The following is a 15096-nucleotide window of genomic DNA, read 5'->3' as shown; positions in this document are numbered from 1 at the left end:
GGCGCCGGGTTTTTTTGTCTCTGGATCGCACGCTGGTAGCTCTTTATTGATACCTGTCAACTGTCAGAACTACCAGTAGACAGGCAGGTGCTCAGGTCATAGCCTCAACCACACAAGGCAGTACTTCACCGTAGCCGTCGCCCTGCTTCCCTTTAATGGACTGAAGACGAGGTGAATCATGAGTAAGCTTTCGGCAACGCAGCTGGAGCGAGTACTCGCGGATTTCAAAAGCTATGACACCAATGGCGATGGAAAACTAACGGTCGCTGAGTTCTCCAAGGCTGTCGGGAAATTCTTCACGCCTGAAAACCTCGAGCGATTGCTCGCTGAGGTAAATCCGGACAAGAACGATAGAATCAGTTGGAAAGAGTTCCTGGCCGATTATGAAAAAGATCTGGATGCGTAGGGCGATAGATAGTGCCGTGCTAATGCGATTCGTTGGAGCGTGGTCCCACAAGATCGCGTCGATATCGAAATTGTGGGAGCGTTCGGAGGTTACGACGGCCGCGAAGCGGTGTGTCAGGTGGATTGCTATACAGTGTGTGGACAGGTCGAGCAATCGAGCAGTTAAGTGTTTTCCAGCCAGGACAATAATAGAGTCGGTGTCTGGATGGTCGGTGCTATCCCTTGTGGAATGACACCGATCATCGATGGCTTTCACTTCGGACTAATAGGGATTGCACCCTTGTTTGAAGGTTTCGTCCCAGGAAGCGACCGGCCGGGAGGGTTCCAGGTTCCAGGTAGGTTTGTCACGGGTGTAGATCTTTTTGCCGTTATCGTCGCCGCTCCACTCCATATGGCAGGTGAATTGTCGTTCCATGCTGCCGTTATCCGGTTGCCAGCGTGGGTCGCTGCCATATTTGCTGAATAACTCGGCATAGGCTGCACTTTGCTGCTTCTTGGTCATTTTCCGGCCACATTCAGTAGGCGTGATCAGGAGTGACCAGGGTTGACCTTTGATAAATGGGTCCTCCCGCTGCTGCCAGGTAGCACTGGCGATGTAGCTTTTGCACTCGTTTTCGACTTTGGGGGTGGGGGCAGCCCTGTGTTGGTCTGACTCGTTATAGGTAAAGCGGGCATCAGCGCTGTTTGAAGTTGGCAGGTCTACCCGAATAACGGGAACCCATTTACCTGTCTTTTGGAAATACCGTTTCTGATCGTCCCTGGCTTTCTCCAGGCCGGAGTCCATTCCGGTTCTGGGTGTGTAGATAAACGCGAGAATAGGCAATACCGCGTCTTCGTTTTGTCCCCATGTGGGAACCCGTATTTCGGTTTGGGTTTGTATGGCATCTTTATCGTTCTGGATCAGTTTTCTGGCGCGAATACCTTGCCAAAAAGCATCGGCGTCGTCAGGACGATCCTTGATCTCGAATCCACATTGTTTTTTATGGTCACCGGCGACCCCGCGGTAGTCGGCCAGCCATTGTTCCGCGGTTTTAATCCCTGCGGTCTGACAGATTTTTTCGGCACGATCCGTAGTCAAGCTGTTATCCGCACAGCCGGCTGTGTTTCGGGTATCCGTCCAGGCGTCAATGGGATAAAAGCACAGCGTGCTTATTTCCTTTTCATTCTTGTCGATAAAATCATTGGGTTTTAAAACAAACCCGTTGGTTTTTTTTAAACCCAGGTCCTGGTATTTCGCGTCCTTGCGTAAGAAAGACATTGAAACGCCACCACTTTTCACGGAGTTAGGACTTGGATCCCAGGGTTCGAAAACTTCCATGCTGTCGGTGCCCCGGACCCGAAGACCGGAGCATTGATCGAGTGGTCGCCCCTCTCCGCAATTATCAAGTGTTCGGTTGTAGTAGTAGGTCATTAGCCAGGCAACGTCAGTGCCTTCTCCCGCACTGACCGTAGCTGCCACCAGTAAAGCAGGCAATGTTAATGAAAGACCGATAAGTGTTCTCTTTGCGCGATCCATGGCGCGGCCCTCGTCTCTATATGGGACAATAGTGGATGTTTGGCAGGCAAGTAATTCAACGTGCAAGAAAAGTGTATGAGTGCTGCACGGGAGAGGCAACTGTAAGAAGTGACAGTGGCTAAGAATCTTTTGATGTTGTAAGCAGTTCAGTTATTGCGAGTGGTTAAGTGGTGGTTTGCAAGTGAGCGGTGGTGTTTTATCGCGAATTTTTTATTTTGTTGAGTTGGGTTGCATAGGGGTTAAAAGATAACAGGGTGAGTGGGGTGTTGGTTATATATATTTGAAGTAAAAAGTAATGTGAAAATAGTCGTTTGACTAAGTTTAAACTGCCTTGCTGGCCATTATTGCCGTCCGCGATATATGTGCAAGAACTTATCGCCAGCGATTGCAGTTATTTTCTCGCCACGCTCCGAGTCTGGAACTCTGGCCAACGCACATGCATTGGTGTCCGGCTTTTTTCGCGAATGAATTCGCTCCCACGATTTCGAAATCTACGCGATCCTGTGGGACCGGATTTATCCGGGAAGATGTCGGTGCAGACAACACATCTGTGGTGTCTGGGGGGTTGCCTCCGAACATAGAATCTCCCACAGGGTCTGCGTAGATCTGTCCGCTTTTACCGAGCTTCGACGCTCGTCAACGATCGCTCAACCAAACCCTGCGCCATTTCGACCAGATGCATTACTGAGCATGCGAGGTCGCGTTTCTGACCGCTGAGTTGATCGCAGGTTTCGTAGGCGGTGGCTGCTGCGCAACGCAGCAGTTCTGATACCCGCGCCAGGTTATCTTCGAGGTTGTGGGGCGATTTGGGAGTAACTTTAGTCATTGCGTTGATCCTACAAGTCCGGAAGCCGCCCTTGTCGTTCTCACACGAAAAAGGTGGCAGCTATGAGCAGGGTGAGAAACCGGTAGTAGGCGCCCCGGCCAGACCGAAGTCTGCCTGCACACAGCCGCCATAAATCATTCAACATCGGAAAAAATCGATGATGAACTGTCGGACCATGCGCCTACTGAACAACCGGGTTCTCACACCCGACCACTGAATTTTCAATGGCAGGGCGCAGGCTAGTTGCAGGAATGGGCAGGCGCAAGCGGGGCGGGAGTGTCTAGGAAATTTCACTCAAGAGATACAGAGCAGTCCTTCGCAATCGTGACATTTTTTGTATGAAAACCGGTTCTGTTGGAGCGCGGCTTGCCCGCGAAGAACGATCATTCGGTGTGTCTGCTGCACCTCGATAACTCATTCGCGGGCAAGCCTCGCTCCAACGAGAAGTATTGTGTGCTGCCGTTATCGCGCTTCGACAGCCAGCACGGGCCGGTCAACCATTTTCGACTAAACGGCAATTACGCCGTCGGATCGGAAATGTCGGTTTCAAGAATGTTCAGTATCACTGGAACAATAACTGTTTTATTGGTAAGCAGTGGTTCGCTCTGTTTCGAACAGGCTACATACGCCCACCATTGTTTTCCAAAGTTCTGTCGTTCATTGACGCCAAGCGTATTGCCATTTGGCGCGGTTATATAGATTGGGCCAATTTCAGCTACGCTTGGCGTTAACTCGCTATTGTTGAGTGGTACTAATTTCCAGCCTGAAACTATTTTTGCAGTAGTGGAGGGGACCACATAAAAATCCACATCCTGGTGGCTCATGGTCAATGCGTTATAGATCTGTCGTTTGCCAATGACAAGGTTTCTGAAGACTTCTTTGTGGTTAATGATGAGGTCGTCTTTGATTTTTATTTCATAGCTGCTTGATCCGTCGTCCCACTCTCGATACAGAAACCAGAACTGCTGAATAGGCATCGGGCTCTGAGCGCCTCGAGGGCAGGTGGTGGCTGTCAGATACCCACACTGTTCTGTGCCTTTCAGGGTGGCTTGCATAAAATTACCTGATGACTGATATTCTTTCAAGAATTCACTTTCTGAAGCTATTCTTGAAAAGTCAAAAGCCGCCGGGTAGTCTGGATGTACGGATCTCAGCGTGGCTCTGAATGATTTTTCCTTAATGAACTTGCTCATGGTGCGCCTCGTAAACTTTCCCTTCATTTATGGAAGGGTTCGATCACGAATTTATTGAATTTATCTGCCGGATGATACTGTTAGAACTGACAGGTTTATAGAATTTTTGGCGCAGGATTAACGCTGTTTAATTTCGTTTTGTTAGAGGCTGCAAGCCTTTTCCTGAATGGCTTTGTAGGAGCCAAGTTGTTGGCGATACGTTGGTACTGGCTGATCAGGTCCATCGCCTCGCGAACAAGTTCTTCCTTGGATCCAAATCCGACGCGAGACCAGTGGAGGATTTCACCGTGTCGCGTACACCGCGATGTCGGTCAGCACACACAATCCGTAGGACCGGCTTTAGCCGGGAGGGCGCACGGTCTGACGACGCAACTGCTGCGACTGTACCGGCCTCCTCCCGGCTGAAGCCGGTCCTACGGATCCCGGTGTAATCAGGAGCGATCTATCGCGCTTCGACGCTCGTCAATGATCGCTCAACCAAACCCTGCGCCATCTCGACCAGATGCATGACCGAACACGCCAGATCGCGTTTCTGGCCGGTGAGTTGATCGCAGGTTTCGTAGGCGGTGGCCGCTGCGCAACGCAGCAGTTCTGATACGCGCACCAGGTTTTCTTCGAGGTTGACGGGTGCGTCCGGGGCATTTTTGATCAAGATAGACTTCCTTCCTTTTGCGCCAACACTTGTCGCTCTCACGCGGTAGAGGGTGGCAGCTATGTACAGGGTGAGAGACCGGCAGAAGGGACCCGGCCAGACCGAAGTCTGCCTGCACACAGCTGCCATAACGCGTTCACCGATACCTGAATATCGACGATGAGCTGACAGGTTGATGCGTCTTCTAACCATCGGGCTCTCACACCCATCCACTGAATGCTCAGTGGCGGAGCGCAGGCTAGTTGCAGGAATGGGCAGGCGCAAGCGGGGCGGGAGTGTCTAGGAAATTTCACACAAGAGATACAGATCGGTCCTTCATAATCGTCACATTTTTTGTGAGAACTCCTGTCAGATATCACTGAATTGGAGTCCGTAGGACCGGCTTCAGCCGGGAGGAGGCCGGTACATACATAGCCGTTCCGTCGTCAGAGGTTCCGTCCTCCCGGCTGAAGCCGGTCCTACAGTTCTGTGAGCGATAACAGCCAGCTCGTCGCTAAATCACCTGCAGAATGAACATCATCCTGTCACACAGGTCCGTTACTACGGGTGTGGGAACGCGATCAGCTGCCGATCAGGCAAAAACGGGCAAAAATGCGACATTTTTTGTTGATCTCAAGCCCCTCACGTCCTAAAGTTCGCGCCGAACGTCCATGCTGGAAACGATCCATCCGGCTCAAGTACTGACGACGAGACAGCAAGGCCATAGGGAATGCGCTAACCGCGTCCATATGGTCTTTTTGCTTTCGGCGAACAGCCTTGGGAAGTAGGCGAACCAAAGTGGGGATACGGAGGGCGTTCGTTGAGCGCGTGGAGACACGCCTCGCACCCATTGATTAATGCAGTTTGCCAGTAGGAGTTTCCGCATGCCGATCCAGGTCGAAGACTATTTCCAGCGCGACACCTTCAACAAAATGAAGGCGTTTGCCGACACGCAAGAAACCCCATTCGTGGTCATCGATACCGCGATGATCAGCAAGGCCTACGACGACCTGCGCGCAGGCTTCGACTTCGCCAAGATCTACTACGCCGTCAAGGCCAACCCGGCTGTCGAGATCATCGACCTGCTCAAGGATAAAGGTTCGAGTTTCGACATCGCCTCTATCTATGAGCTGGACAAGGTGATGGACCGCGGCGTCAGCGCCGACCGCATCAGCTACGGCAACACCATCAAGAAATCCAAGGACATTCGCTATTTCTACGAGAAGGGCGTGCGCCTGTTTTCCACCGACTCCGAAGCCGACCTGCGCAATATCGCCAAGGCTGCACCGGGCTCCAAAGTCTACGTGCGCATCCTGACCGAAGGTTCGACCACGGCTGACTGGCCTTTGTCGCGTAAATTCGGCTGCCAGACTGACATGGCCATGGATCTGCTGATCCTCGCCCGTGACCTGGGCCTGGTGCCTTACGGCATCTCGTTCCACGTTGGTTCGCAGCAGCGCGACATCAGCGTCTGGGACGCGGCGATTGCCAAGGTCAAGGTGATCTTCGAACGTCTGAAAGAAGAAGACGGCATCGTCCTCAAGCTGATCAACATGGGTGGTGGCTTCCCGGCCAACTACATCACCCGCACCAACAGCCTGGAAACCTACGCCGAAGAAATCATCCGCTTCCTCAAGGAAGACTTCGGTGACGACTTGCCGGAAATCATTCTGGAACCGGGCCGTTCGTTGATCGCCAACGCCGGCATCCTGGTCAGCGAAGTGGTGCTGGTCGCGCGTAAATCCCGTACCGCCGTCGAGCGTTGGGTGTACACGGATGTGGGCAAGTTCTCCGGCCTGATCGAAACCATGGACGAAGCCATCAAGTTTCCGATCTGGACCGAGAAGAAAGGCGAAATGGAAGAAGTGGTTATCGCCGGTCCAACCTGCGACAGCGCCGACATCATGTACGAGAACTACAAGTACGGCCTGCCACTGAACCTGGCCATCGGTGACCGCCTGTACTGGCTGTCCACCGGCGCGTACACCACCAGTTACAGCGCAATTGAATTCAACGGCTTCCCGCCGCTGAAATCGTTTTACGTTTAAGCGTTACGGCTGAACAAAAAACCCGCGAGTGATCGCGGGTTTTTTGCATTCTCGACCCCGCTGTTATTTCCAGCGAGCGCGAAGATCGCTCACGTTGTCCGAAAGGGCCTTGGCGTTGGCGATAAACGCTTCGACATCCTCGACGATGCTAACGCTCGAGGGCGCTGGTTGCGCGTCGATGAAGGTAAGCAGCGCGGTGCAGATTTTCCTGACTTGCTCTTCATAGCGCGTCACGTTTTGCTCAAGGGTCTGGGCAGTACTCAACTGCTGAAGTCGCTGCTGCAAGGATTTGATGCGCGGCCTGATGTCGCCAAGTTGCTCTGTGATCGAATTCAGTTCTGCCTGCACGTTTGCTCTGGCCTCAACCAGATCTACATACTTCACTGATTCGCTCGCCATCCGCAGAATATTCTGCACGCTGACGACGGCCGCTCTTACCAGGGATGCCTGGGGGGTTTTGGGATCGAATTCCTTGAACGCGTCGAGCAGCGGGATAAGCCTGTCAATCATATTTTTGTCTTCTATCACTGACATGGCAGCGTTGAGGGTCCGCTTATGTTCAGCGTATCGCTCGCGTCTGGCCTCGGTTTCATTCAGCGCCGCCTCTTGTATCTCCAGTTGCTGATTGAGGCTGCCTTGCAGGTCGGTGATGTTGCCGGTATCAAATGCGCGCAAGTTGTCGAGGCGCATCGACAGAGCGTTGTAATGCTCGCGCGTCTGGTTGAGTGCATCTTCGAGATAGCTGCTCACCTCTGCTACATGTTGCGGTGGCACCGGCCCGGACTGCGCGGCCTCCTTGATCAACACATTCAAAGTGGATTGTATCGCGCGGACTTGCAAGGCAGCGGGTAGCAAGGCAAGGGTTGATCGGGCTTGATCGTCCGCTTGATTAATATCGGTTGCCAGTGTTCGCACCTTTTCCTGGAGTGTCGGCAGATAGATGCCATCAAGATCAAGCACGTGAGCTTTGATGCTGTCCCTGCACGAACGAATCGTTTCAAGGTCAAGCTGAATGGGGTCAAAGGTAGTCGTCATAGTGACTCGGTCTCTAAGTTAATAACAAAAGGTGTGATGAACTAAAGTGATTAAAGTGGCTCGGCGGAATAATCAAATGCGCTTTGCAGTAGTTCGGCTTTTAGTTTTACTTCTTGCCAGTTTGAGATCAGATTGGTCAGCCGTGAAACCAGCACAGTCAGTAAGGTAGCGTTGCCGGTATCTTTGAAACGCTTGGCCGCGCTCATGATGTAGGTCGTGATGGTCGTCCACAGCTCTTGCAGATTTGTCGCGCCGCTGGCCGCCCCATCAATACGCAAGGTTAGATCTTGCAGGCTGGTTTCAAAAGTCACGAGAGCGTTGGCCGCTTTGCCGGATTGCAACTTATCGCTCAATTGCTGTTTCTCGGAGATCAACCGTTCAATACCGCCCCACACGTCGTTCGCCTTGAATCCATAAATACCTCCGCTGATCGCGAGGCCTACAGGCCCCCACCATGCGCCGACCCAGATGTAACGACAGTAGGTTTCATAGGTACGCTGCTCCTCGGCAATGCGGGTGTTCAGCGATTCGATCTGTTCATTAAGATTGCTCGAATCCATATTACTGGCAGCGGTCAGGCAGAGCTTGCGTTTGAGCCCAACCTTGGCGGCCAGACCTGTCAACTCATACTTGTAATCGGTGATCCTGTCCTTGACGTCGGCGGCTTCTTTTTTCTGCTCATCAAGGAGGTCGTTCAACTCCTTGATAAAGCTTCCCAAGGTCGAGACTCTTTTTTCGTCGCTGGCGAGCAGGGGCGAGTGGGGAATGGATTCAAGGGGAACGTCCTTGTACTCGTCAACGACGCCTTCGTTGGAGTAGCTGTCAAAGCGTTGGATTTGTGCAATTACATCGTTACCGATACTTTTCAGGTTGTCCGCGAATACGCCGAGACCTGCACTCACATTTTTCATGTTTATTTCGAGGTAAGGCCACAGCTCGGCAGTATTCTGGATGTCGTTATACAGATTCAGAATGTCCTTGGGTTCAAGCCCGGGGACGTCGATTTTATCGTAGCCAAGCAGAAATTTAACCTGATCCAGGCGTTGTGGAAGCGCATTCGCGTCGGCAGCGAACCTTCTGAGTGCTTGTATGTCCTTGGCAGTTGCCAGGACCCCCGGCGCGCGGGTGACTTCCGGGCTGGCGCTTGAGACAACATTGATAAAGCCTGTAGTGATTTCGTTCATCAGACTTTGCGAGATCTCGGTCTTTACAGGTGTCATGTCTATTCCTTGAGTCATGAGATGACAGTGTTGAATTATGAGTATGTTTGCGTGGCTGTTACGAAAGTTAGCAGCTGTTTTGAATGGATGTCAGTTCATTAGTTGGATTGTGTGTGTAGGAAAAGTGTGTGCTGGAGTTGGATATTGTACCGTCGAGCAATTGAGTCGTTATCGGGTGCTGTGTCGGTAATATGTTAGTGCTTTGTTGGCAGGTTCGTTAAGTAAGCTGCCGCCCGCTGGAAAATATAATCATTAGCGTGAAGAGTGCGCCGATATACAAGGATGAGTAATATGCTTGCACACGATGAACTAACGGTCGAAAGACTCAATGAAATAAGTTCGAACTACATAAATACCCGCACCCGGCGCGAAACTTCCGCAGGTCGAGCGCCGGGTCTGATCGTCACCGATACGGATGTCCGGGCCATCAAGCGCTATGTCGCGACTGCGCTGGAGTTGCCGTGCGAGCTTGCGCAGGTGAAAAAATTCCTCGGTTATGAAGTTGCCGGCGTCCCCGGGCTTGAACCCATGGAAATGCAGAACCTGCATCAGTCGGTCAAGCGTCATGCTCACGGCTGGCCGGAAATCGAGAGTGGCATGAAGACGGTGGGCTCGGACCTCGTGGTGTTTTCCGATGCATTGAAAAGCAGCGGGCAAACGCTGATCAGCTTTATCGAAGGCCTGGAAGGTTTTCAGAGCGCGATAGGCGTGGTCGGCGATGTCGATGCGGTGGATATGGCGAGTCACCCGCGCGTGGAATTGAGCGTGCGGGATAAAAGTCGCGCGCCGACGCTGCTTGCGCTGGTTGAAGACATGCGCATTGTCATTCGCGAGTGCAGCCGCACCACAACCCAGGTCAGCTCCGGCATAAGCTCGTTCAAGACTGAGCTTAAAACCCGCATCGCGCCTGCGGTCGGCTTGACGCTGACCCTGATGCAGCGCCATCGCAAGGACAGCGCCCTGGTCGAATTGAATCAGGAGTTGGACGAACTCAATCGCCAGATCCAGCAGCACGCTGACAGCTTCGAAGATTTCCTGGAGCGCCAATGGGGCCTGCTGTCGTTTGCCGGGAGCTTGTTCATTCCCGGCGCCGAGGCCTCGCCGCAGACACAGCTGGAAGCGCTGTTGGCGCGCAAGCGGGAGGTGCAGAAAGAGATTCGCCATAACCATGCGCTGATCGCCGCGTTGCTCAGCCTGCAAACCGATGTTCAGGATCTGGGTGTGCGCATGAGTGCCGCCGCGTCCGGCGCCTCCAATCTGGAAAGCCTCTGGATACTGGTCCTGGCGTATATCGACAGTTCAGCCCGGCGCCTCAGCCATATGGACGACGCGGTTTATCTGGTGGTTTTCGTCGCCCGGCTCAAGGCGATGATCCAGTGCTGGGCCGAGATCAGGAAACACAGTCAGGATTTGCTGACAGCCTTTAACCATGCGGTCGCGGAGGTGGACCAATGACAGTCGCCAATGAAGTTTTGCCGACAAGAATGCTTGATGGGTGTCCGTTGCCGGATATCGAAGTGCTAGAGAAGCATCGCCGTGACATGACCCGCCTCGCCAGCACGCCGGGTGAACTGTACTGGCCGTCCTTGAGGGCGCAATTGCAGGCGTTACTGGATAAGGTAAACGCCGTGGACGCAGCTGCCACGGAGTTGATCATCGGCATCGGCGCAGGCCTGAGCAAGATCGACATTGCGCCTTATCAGCAAGCCATTCTCTTGCTGGACAAGCCCCAGAGGACTGCCGAGGAAAGTGCGGCTTTCCTGCAATACCAGAAGGAGGTCGCCAATCTGCTGCTGGACGCGTCTGCTTTGGTCAGGACCTACCTCAGCACCCTGGATGCGAGCCTTCTGTCCCTCGAGACGTCGCCCATCGATGATGTTCTCGTGCCGATAGCCGAGCTGCAGACCTGGCTGGAAACGTCTACGGGCGCAGAAGCGCAACGAATCCGGGAATACCTCGACGAGTTTCGCGGGGTTCTAGACGGGGATAAATTCAGAGCCGGCTATGTGCACGAAATCAGCAAGCTCGTTTTTGCGGTGAATTACTTTTTCGACAACGTGCTGGAAGGTAGTCCGGACGTCATCCAGCGTGCTGACGACTTTCTGCGCCATTCAGACGAGCTGGTCGATTACCTTCGGGAATTGCACAGCGTCTGGAAAAGCTGAGCATCGGTTTCGTCGCCCAGTTCTGCCGCGCGGCGATGGTAATCCAGGGCCAACGCCTTGATGGGCGGGTTGTTCGACGACAACAGGACTGAGCGGCTGACCCGCAGGAAATTCAGGTTGCCGTGTTCCAGCGCCAGTTGCAGCCAGCCAAGTGCTTCATCAGTCATGCCGTGATCAGCCAGTACGGCGGCATGGCTGAACTGCCCGCGAAAGTCGCCGCCCTCGGCCGAGCGGCGATACCAGTCATAGGCGGCGGGCAGGTCTTGTAGGCAGAACAGGCCATCCTCCAGATAACGCCCCAGCAGGTTCATGGATTTGGCATGGCCCATTTGCGCGGCGCGTTGGTAACACTGCAACGCGCGTTGCTGGTTCTGGACGACGCCGCGTCCGGTGGCCAGCAGATTGGCCAGGTTATAGAGGCTCCAGTCGAGACCTGCCTTGGCGGCCTGTTCATAGTGCGCGGCGGCTTTGGCAGCATCGGCGCTGCAACCCCAGCCATGCTCAAAGCAACGGCCCAGCATGTTGCGCGCCATCAAGTGACCATTGCGCGCAGCGATTTCGAACCAGGTCAGCGCCAGTTTCGGATCGCGTTCAATGCCTTTGCCATCCAGCAGAATCTGGCCCAGCAATGCCTGGGCATCGACGACGTTACTCGCCGCTGCGCCGATGATCGCCTGGGCGGCCTTGGCCGGATGGTCGGCGAGCATGGCGCGCAGTTGGTCGCCGTCGAGTTCTTCCTTGCGTTGCAGATTCCAGCTCATGGGTCAGACCTCGACCCAGCGGCGCAGCAGGTTGTGATAAGTGCCGGTCAGCTGGATCAGTGACGGATGATCGGGCACGTCCTGGGTCAGCTTCTGGATCGCGTTGTCCATCTCGAACAGCAGCGTGCGCTGGCTGTCTTCGCGCACCAGGCTTTGCGTCCAGAAGAACGATGCGTAACGTGCGCCGCGCGTAACCGCGTTCACCTTGTGCAGGCTGGTGCCGGGATACAACACCATATCGCCCGCTGGCAGCTTGACGCGCTGGATGCCGTAAGTGTCCTGGATTTCCAGTTCGCCGCCGTCGTATTCATCCGGATCGCTGAAAAACAACGTGCTGGAAAGATCGGTGCGCACTCGCTCGATGCTGCCTTTGGACTGGCGCACGGCATTGTCGATATGGAAATCGAAACTGCCGCCTGCGGTGTAGCAGTTCAGCAGTGGCGGAAAGACTTTATGGGGCAGTGCCGCCGACATGAACAGCGGGTTGGCCCACAAGCGTTCGAGCATGGCTGTGCCGATTTCCAGCGCCAGCGGGTGGCCTTCGGGCAGTTGCAGGTTGTGCTTGGCCTTGGCCGATTGGTAACCGGCGGTGATTTTGCCGTCGGCCCAGTCCGTCGCTTCCAGTGCCTGACGGATGCGAGCCACTTCGTCGCGGTCGAACAAGCCGGGGATGTGTAGAAGCATGGCGCAGCACCGTGTGCAGGAGAGGGAGCGAATGGTAGTGATTCTTATTGACTGTGTAAAACCCTGAACGGCGACCTACGTCAATGAAGATGAAAATTTCGTAAATTCCAAATGTAAAGAATGTAAGTTTTTCGCGAATAGTAATGTATCTCAATTGCTACAAATACTTGTTTACCCTATATTCCGCCGCCTCAACTCCTTGGGGAAGGAATCAACATGTCGCGTCAATCACCACAATCCACAGCTGTTCAGCCACGTTCACTCGCTTCGGCAGTGGGCGTTGCCATCGCTGCAATGTCGGCCGGTCATATGGCCCATGCCGCAGAAAGCACCGATGAAAAAGCCATTTCGCTGGGGGCAACCAGCATCAATGGCGAACAGGACGCGAGCTACAAGACCGAAGAATCGGCCTCCAGGAAGTACACCGCGCCACTGCGCGAGACGCCAAAAAGCGTCACAGTGATTCCACAACAAGTGATTCGCGACACCGCCGCCACCAGCCTGGCTGACGCGCTGCGCACCACGCCGGGCATCACTTTCGGTGCAGGCGAGGGCGGCAACCCAAACGCTGACCGGCCGATCATTCGCGGCTTCAACGCCGAAAGCGATGTGTTCATCGACGGCATGCGTGACGTTGCGGCGCAAAGCCGGGAAATCTTCAACATTGAATCGGTAGAAATCAGCAAAGGGCCAGGTTCGGCGTTCACCGGTGCCGGTTCCACGGGCGGCAGCCTGAACCTGATCACCAAGGGCGCTCACCTGGGCAACGCCTATAACGGCGGCTACACCTTTGGTTCCGATCAGACTCAACGCTACACCGCTGACTTGAACCAGCAGCTCACCGACACCTCGGCGTTCCGTCTGAACCTGATGAAGCACGATGCCAATGTTGCCGGACGCGATAACGTCGACGTCAGCCGCTGGGGTGTTGCGCCGTCGTTCGCTTTCGGCCTGGGTACCGACACCCGCGTCAAACTCGATTACTACCACCTGGAAACTGACGACATGCCGGATTACGGCATCCCGTTGACCTCCACCACCGGTCGTAGCAAGTACATCGTCGACAAGCCGGCTCACGTCAACGAAAGCAATTTCTACGGCCTGACCGACCGCGACTATCGCAAGAGCAAGAACGACAGCGGTACGTTCCGGATTGAGCACGATCTGAACGACAACCTCACCCTGTCCAACAGCTTCCGCATGTCACGTTCGACCCTGGACTACATCGTCACCAACCCGGATGACAGCCGTGGCAACGTCGCCAACGGCACGCTGTCGCGTTCGGCCAAGAGCCGCAACTCAACGTCCAGCGGCTTCGTCAACCAGACTGACTTGAGCACCAAGTTCGACACCGGCTTTATCAATCACAGCCTGGTAACCGGTATCGAGTTCTCGTATCAGGACACCCACAACCGCAACTACAACGTGCTTAACGCCGCGGGCGGTACCATCGCCAGCGTGTGTTCGGCCGCGCTGATTCGCTCCGGCGATTGCACCAGCCTGTACAACCCGACGCCGAAAGACGCGTGGAACGGCACCATCACGGACAGCCTGGCGTACACCGATACCGACACCAAAACCAGCGCCGCTTATGTGTTCGATACCCTGAAGTTCAACGAGCAATGGTCGTTGAACCTCGGCCTGCGTTATGACGACTACGAGGTCAAGTCCAGCGGCTTCGCCACTGCAGGTCGCAACACCGTTGCCGGCAACTTCAAGCGCGAAAACACCAGCCAGCTGTGGAACTATCAGGTGGGCCTGGTCTTCAAGCCGCTGCCGAACGGCACCATTTACGCGGCCTGGTCGACCTCCAGCAACCCGTCCGGCGAAACCAGCGGTAACGGCGGCCTGGAAATTTCCGCTGCCAACAACGATCTTGAACCGGAAAAGAACCGTAACTACGAGTTGGGCACCAAGTGGGACTTCTTCGGCGATGACCTGTCGTTGACCGCTGCCTTGTTCCGCACCGAAAAAACCAACGCGCGCATGACTGACCCGGATAACGCCACGTTCCAGGTGCTTGACGGAGAGGCGCGTGTGAATGGTCTGGAGTTTACCTACACCGGCAAGATCACCAGCAAGTGGAAGGTTTACGGCGGCTACACCTACATGGAAAGCGAGCTGGTCAAGACCACGCTGGCAGCGGACGAAGGCAATCACATGCCGAGCACGCCGCGTAACAGCTTCAACCTGTGGTCGACTTACGAGCTGATTCCGAAACTGACCATCGGCGGCGGCGCAACCTTCGTGGATTCGCGTTTTGGTAACGAAGCCAACTCGGTCGAGGTGCCTTCCTACTGGCGTTACGATGCCATGGCGAGCTACGCCCTGACCAAGAACGTCGACCTGCAACTGAACGTGCAAAACCTGACCGACAAGCGTTACTACGATCAGGTGTTCACCACTCACTACGCGCACATGGCCGCTGGCCGTACCGCCTTGATGAGCGCCAATTTCCACTTCTAGGAAATGCTGAAAGCAAAGCCCTGCCGACCGTTCTGGTTGGCGGGGCTTTTGGTTGTGTGGGGGAGTGATTCAAACAAATGAATATCGGTAGGAGGGGACTTGTCCCCGAAGGCGTTAGCTCAGCCGACGCCGAATTCGGATTCTCT

General features: G+C 54.6%; 13 protein-coding genes. 5 read left to right on the top strand and 8 right to left on the bottom strand.

Features of this window, described 5'->3' with window-relative positions; all coding sequences use genetic code 11:
• Window positions 1–178 precede the first annotated feature (178 nt).
• The gene (locus AFK24_RS07110) at window positions 179–406 is read left to right on the top strand and encodes an EF-hand domain-containing protein (RefSeq protein WP_065832591.1); all 228 of its coding nucleotides are present in this window, start codon (window positions 179–181) and stop codon (window positions 404–406) included.
• Between the two features lie 261 nt (window positions 407–667).
• Here the strand turns inward: AFK24_RS07110 and AFK24_RS07105 are convergent, their stop codons facing one another.
• The 4 genes from AFK24_RS07105 to AFK24_RS07090 all read right to left on the bottom strand — a co-directional run bounded on the left by AFK24_RS07105 (window position 668) and on the right by AFK24_RS07090 (window position 4592).
• The gene (locus AFK24_RS07105; protein ID WP_240500355.1) at window positions 668–1921 is read right to left on the bottom strand and encodes a DUF2599 domain-containing protein; all 1254 of its coding nucleotides are present in this window, start codon (window positions 1919–1921) and stop codon (window positions 668–670) included.
• 616 nt (window positions 1922–2537) lie between these two features.
• On the bottom strand, window positions 2538–2747 hold the full coding sequence (locus AFK24_RS07100) for a DUF6124 family protein (protein WP_065832589.1): 210 nt from the start codon (window positions 2745–2747) through the stop codon (window positions 2538–2540).
• 518 nt (window positions 2748–3265) lie between these two features.
• Window positions 3266–3940 (bottom strand): hypothetical protein, encoded by a 675-nt coding sequence (locus AFK24_RS07095; RefSeq protein ID WP_139110462.1) that lies wholly within the window; start codon window positions 3938–3940, stop codon window positions 3266–3268.
• A gap of 442 nt (window positions 3941–4382) precedes the next feature.
• Window positions 4383–4592, bottom strand: a complete 210-nt coding sequence (locus tag AFK24_RS07090) for a DUF6124 family protein (protein WP_065832587.1) — start codon at window positions 4590–4592, stop codon at window positions 4383–4385.
• 863 nt (window positions 4593–5455) lie between these two features.
• Here AFK24_RS07090 and AFK24_RS07085 point away from each other — a divergent pair.
• The gene (locus AFK24_RS07085) at window positions 5456–6619 is read left to right on the top strand and encodes a type III PLP-dependent enzyme (protein ID WP_065832586.1); all 1164 of its coding nucleotides are present in this window, start codon (window positions 5456–5458) and stop codon (window positions 6617–6619) included.
• 63 nt (window positions 6620–6682) lie between these two features.
• Here AFK24_RS07085 and AFK24_RS07080 read toward each other — a convergent pair whose 3' ends face one another.
• Window positions 6683–7654, bottom strand: a complete 972-nt coding sequence (locus AFK24_RS07080; RefSeq protein WP_065832585.1) for an alpha-xenorhabdolysin family binary toxin subunit B — start codon at window positions 7652–7654, stop codon at window positions 6683–6685.
• Between the two features lie 50 nt (window positions 7655–7704).
• Window positions 7705–8874 carry an alpha-xenorhabdolysin family binary toxin subunit A gene (locus tag AFK24_RS07075; RefSeq protein ID WP_065832584.1) on the bottom strand — a complete coding sequence of 390 codons (1170 nt, stop codon included), beginning with the start codon at window positions 8872–8874 and terminating at the stop codon, window positions 7705–7707.
• A 291-nt stretch (window positions 8875–9165) separates the two neighbouring features.
• On the opposite strand from AFK24_RS07075, the gene AFK24_RS07070 reads away from it, so the two are divergent.
• A complete protein-coding gene (locus AFK24_RS07070) occupies window positions 9166–10329 on the top strand; it encodes an alpha-xenorhabdolysin family binary toxin subunit A (protein WP_065832583.1) in 1164 nt (387 codons plus the stop codon).
• On the top strand, window positions 10326–11039 hold the full coding sequence (locus AFK24_RS07065; protein WP_139110461.1) for a hypothetical protein: 714 nt from the start codon (window positions 10326–10328) through the stop codon (window positions 11037–11039). Before AFK24_RS07070 ends, AFK24_RS07065 begins: the two co-directional genes overlap by 4 nt.
• Here the strand turns inward: AFK24_RS07065 and AFK24_RS07060 are convergent.
• On the bottom strand, window positions 11003–11800 hold the full coding sequence (locus AFK24_RS07060; RefSeq protein WP_065832581.1) for a tetratricopeptide repeat protein: 798 nt from the start codon (window positions 11798–11800) through the stop codon (window positions 11003–11005). The two genes, AFK24_RS07065 and AFK24_RS07060, sit on opposite strands and share 37 nt — an antisense overlap.
• A 3-nt stretch (window positions 11801–11803) precedes the next feature.
• On the bottom strand, window positions 11804–12484 hold the full coding sequence (locus AFK24_RS07055) for a Fe2+-dependent dioxygenase (protein ID WP_065832580.1): 681 nt from the start codon (window positions 12482–12484) through the stop codon (window positions 11804–11806).
• Window positions 12485–12700: 216 nt separating this feature from the next.
• Here AFK24_RS07055 and AFK24_RS07050 point away from each other — a divergent pair, with 216 nt between their 5' ends.
• Window positions 12701–14950 (top strand): TonB-dependent receptor, encoded by a 2250-nt coding sequence (locus AFK24_RS07050; protein WP_065832579.1) that lies wholly within the window; start codon window positions 12701–12703, stop codon window positions 14948–14950.
• Window positions 14951–15096: the final 146 nt, after the last annotated feature.

Origin of the sequence: Pseudomonas syringae (assembly GCF_001698815.1) — a bacterium.
GTDB classification, from domain to species: Bacteria; Pseudomonadota; Gammaproteobacteria; order Pseudomonadales; family Pseudomonadaceae; genus Aquipseudomonas; species Aquipseudomonas syringae_A.
The sequence above is the reverse complement of the archived record's forward strand: the minus strand, read 5'-3'. Positions and strand labels throughout refer to the sequence as shown.